This window comes from Pirellulales bacterium (assembly GCA_036490175.1).
In the GTDB taxonomy this organism is placed as follows: Bacteria; Planctomycetota; Planctomycetia; order Pirellulales; family JACPPG01; genus JACPPG01.
Genome location: DASXEJ010000184.1, coordinates 1 through 3639, shown reverse-complemented (window position 1 = coordinate 3639; position 3639 = coordinate 1). Strand labels below are relative to the sequence as shown.

The window sequence follows — 3639 nt, the reverse complement described above, 5'->3', positions numbered from 1 at the left end:
TTTCAGGCTGCCCCGTGTTCCCGTTTCCTCGGCGGCGGCTGGCGAATACTCACTCGCTGGCGGCTCGTGAAGGCTCGAGCGCATGACCAGTGCCAGCGCGGCCGGCAACAGTCCCAGCAGATAGGCATAGCGCCACTGCGCAGCGACGGCAATCGCCACCACCGTTGCCAGGAGACCTCCCAGGATGCTGGTGGCGTGAAAAAACGAGGAGGCGTACGCGCGCAGCCGCTTGGGAAACACTTCGGCCACCATGGTCGCCGCCACGGACCAAGCCCCACCCACGCCGATGGCCACGAGGAACCGCAGGACGAGCACCTGCCACCACGCCGTAGTCAGAAACGTGAGACCGGAAAACAGCGAATAGACGATAATCGTCCACACCAGCACCGGCTTGCGCCCATAACGATCGGCCAAGACGCCGGAAGCGATGCCACCCAGCGCGCCGCCCACGAGAAACGCCGCCAACGCCATGTCGCCGAAGCGGCGAGTCTGGCTCGCATCGATATTGGGCACGATATCGGCCAGCATCTGCGGGCTGGTGAGATTGAAGATCTGGCCTTCGTAAACGTCAAACACCCAGCCCGCGCAGGCCAGCAGCAGGACGAGCCAGTGATAGCGCGTGACGCCCGCGTGCCACGGCGCGGCCTTGGGTTCGATGACTTCGGTCGTGGCCATGTTTCGTGGTATCCTCTCGCCGCTCGTGGCTACCCCAAGCTAGACCACGAACCGTGGCGGCCGCGCCGTGTGCTCGTCGGTCACGATCAAATAGTCGCCGTGGTCGCGGAGATGGGTCACCGGGTAGTCGTCGCCGGACTGGCCCAGCAGTGCCAGCCGCAGGATGGTATTGGCCCAATCCAGTTCGATGCCATTGCGGCAATACAGGCGCACGCGTCGGGCCCCCAGCAATTGCCGCATGCCCAAAGTCAGACCATAGCGCGGGTAATTCTCGAGGTTGCCGCCAATCTCGGCGCGCATGGCGTTGATCGTCCGCGTGAAGTCATTGAGCCGAACGCGCCGCGGATCCGACTCGCGCACGCCAGGCTCGGGCTCGTTGTAAGCCAGATGCCCGTGAATGCCGATGCCGCCGTAGGTCGTGTCGATGCCGCCTGCATCCGCGATTTGCGCTTTCAGCGTCGGCAGGTTCTGCTGGCTGGGAAAAATCATCTGTTCGGCCGGCGGCAGCAGCTCGGGCGATACGCGGCTGGTGAACAGCTCAGCGAACGTGCGGCGAAAGCTGAGCGGATGATCGGCCGGCAGCACCACGCCGCCCTCGTCGCAATGCTCGTCCATCATGAAGAGCCAGCAGCGCCGTAGATCGAGCCGCTCGCGGTTCACGATCTCGGCCAGCAGCGGATATTGCCCGACCGGGCCGACCGGCAAAATGAATCGGGTCGGCAGACCGCGAAGATTATTTGCGCGAATTTCGGCGGCAATCGACTCGGCGAAGTGCCGGTGCAGGGCGTCCAAATCCGGCAACACGAGCAGGCGGTTGCCGGCCTGTTCGCGCAGCTCAGCGGCCGACATTTGCAGCAGTCGACGAACTTCGTCTTGTCGGTTCATGGGGACCCAAGTCGGCGGCTAGGCATCGAGGTTCACGGCTTGTTCGGGTCCAACGCCTTTAATTCGATCTTGCGGAACAGAATCTCGGCGCCTTCCGACAACAGCAGGATTCGTCCCTTTTCCGGACTGGCAGCCTTTCCTTCGTTGACCAGGTGGCCGTTAATCGAAGCGCGCACCGAACCTTGATTACATACGATTTCCGCGCGATTCCATTGCCCGATCGGCGCGTCGGCATGCGGCATCATGGCGAAGAAATGCCGCTCGGATTTGGGATCCTGCCTGCGGCGATCAACTTGCAGCTCACAGCCGCCGACCAGCCAAAACTGTCCGGCCGCATCCGCTCCCAACGTCAAATCGAGTCCCTTTGGCAGCATCTTGTCGGGACCCGTGACGTGAACAAACACACTGCTATACCGCCCGGGACGGGTCGTCTTTTCGCCCCACCGCCATTCCAAACGGAGCGAGTAGTTTTCATACTCGCGCTCGGTGATGAGATAGCCCTTGGCGCTGCCCTCGCACACGAGCACGCCGTCGGCGACGCTCCAAGGCTTCTCCGGCACGTGGGTCGCCTTGGGATCGACATAGACAGTCCAGCCAGCCAGATCCTTGCCATTGAATAGCCGCTCATAGTCGCCCGCGACGGCGGTGGATCCTGCGAGCAGGCCCAACAAAACCACACCAAGTTTGATGGAAGTCCCTGGCAGGTTCATGATGTTGATGTTCCTCGCTCTTTTCCGGGCCACCGGCTATTCACTTCATGGCAGCTAGCCGTGCTTGGGCGGCTTTCCATCGATCCACGGTCCCGCCAGTTTTTGATACGCGGGCGGGAAAAACTTGCTGCCGGTGTCGCCGGCGGTCCAGCCGGGAACGTGATGCGGCGCGGCGTGGGCTTTGGACATCTTTTCCCAGCCTTTCGCCCAACTGGTGTCGCCGCCGCTGACGTTGCCGCCCTTGTCGATCTGAAAGACTTTGCCTTGCCGATAACACTCGACGGCCAGCGTGACCATCATCACGGCCGCCGCGCCCAGCTCCGGATCGTTGTGTACGGCGCTCGGCTTGCCGGCGCGAATCGCGTCCAGAAAATTCGCCAAGTGGGTCATGTTGAAGTCATACGGCGTCGTAGCCTCGACCCGTTCCTTCTTGGCTTTGCCGTTGCCGGTGACCTGAACACGCTCGGGAAGGAACTCGAACGCGGCTTTCGGGCCGGCGGGGAAATTGTCGAACACGATCAAGCCGCTATGTCCGCGAATCAAAGTTTCGTTGCGGCGTTCTTCCGAAACCATCGTGCTGCTGACCACGCCCTGCACGCCCTCGTGGAAATCGGCAATCACGGTGGCCACGTCGGGCACGTCGCGATCATCGTATTCCATGAAGATGCCGCCGCCACCGACCACGCGGCCGGGATAGCGCAGCCCCGTGGCTTTGAGCATGCCCGTCACGCGGTGCACGAACAGGTCGCCGAGCATCCCGCAACTGAACGGCCAGTAGCAGCGCCACTGCCCGTAAGTGGCCCGATCGAAGGGCATCATCGGCGCGAGCCCTTCGTCCACGCCTAGCCAGCGCTTCCAGTCGATCGTGTCGGGCGTCATTTCCGCGGTGATTTCGTTGTGCCGCGACATTCCGTAGCGCGAGTTGCGGAACCATTCGGTCTGAAACTGCACGACCTTGCCGAGCCGGCCGGCATCGATCATCTCGCGTGCCTTGTCCCAGATCGGCGAACTGGTCGACTGCACGCCGACTTGCATCACCAGCCCGCTTTTCTTCCAAGCCTGCACCACGTCCTTGGCCTGCTCAAGGGTATGCGTCATCGGCTTTTCGCAATACACGTTCACGCCCGCGGCCAGCGCGTCAATGGATTGCTTCGCATGCCAATGGTCGGGCGTGCCGATGCAGACGCCGTCCAGTTTCGCGTCGGCCAACATTTCGCGGTAATCGACGTACGTCTTGGGCGCGGTGCCCGTTTCGGACTGAATAAAATTCGCGGCCCGATCGCGATGCACCGAATACACGTCGCACACGGCGACCAGGTCGATCGGCTGGTCAAGCTTGCGCAGCTCGACCATTGGCTTGACGTGCGCT

The 3639-nt window shown here is 62.4% G+C and carries 4 protein-coding genes; all 4 read right to left on the bottom strand.

What is annotated here, in order from left to right; all coding sequences use genetic code 11:
* Window positions 1-675, bottom strand: a 675-nt coding sequence (locus tag VGG64_13520; protein HEY1600621.1) for an MFS transporter, incomplete at its 3' end; no start/stop codon positions are given.
* A 39-nt stretch (window positions 676-714) separates the two neighbouring features.
* A complete protein-coding gene (locus VGG64_13515; GenBank protein ID HEY1600620.1) occupies window positions 715-1560 on the bottom strand; it encodes a hypothetical protein in 846 nt (281 codons plus the stop codon).
* Window positions 1561-1592: 32 nt separating this feature from the next.
* Window positions 1593-2303, bottom strand: coding sequence for a DUF1080 domain-containing protein (locus VGG64_13510; protein ID HEY1600619.1), 711 nt, complete (start codon window positions 2301-2303; stop codon window positions 1593-1595).
* Window positions 2304-2324: 21 nt separating this feature from the next.
* Window positions 2325-3639, bottom strand: a 1315-nt coding sequence (locus VGG64_13505; protein HEY1600618.1) for a Gfo/Idh/MocA family oxidoreductase, incomplete at its 5' end; no start/stop codon positions are given.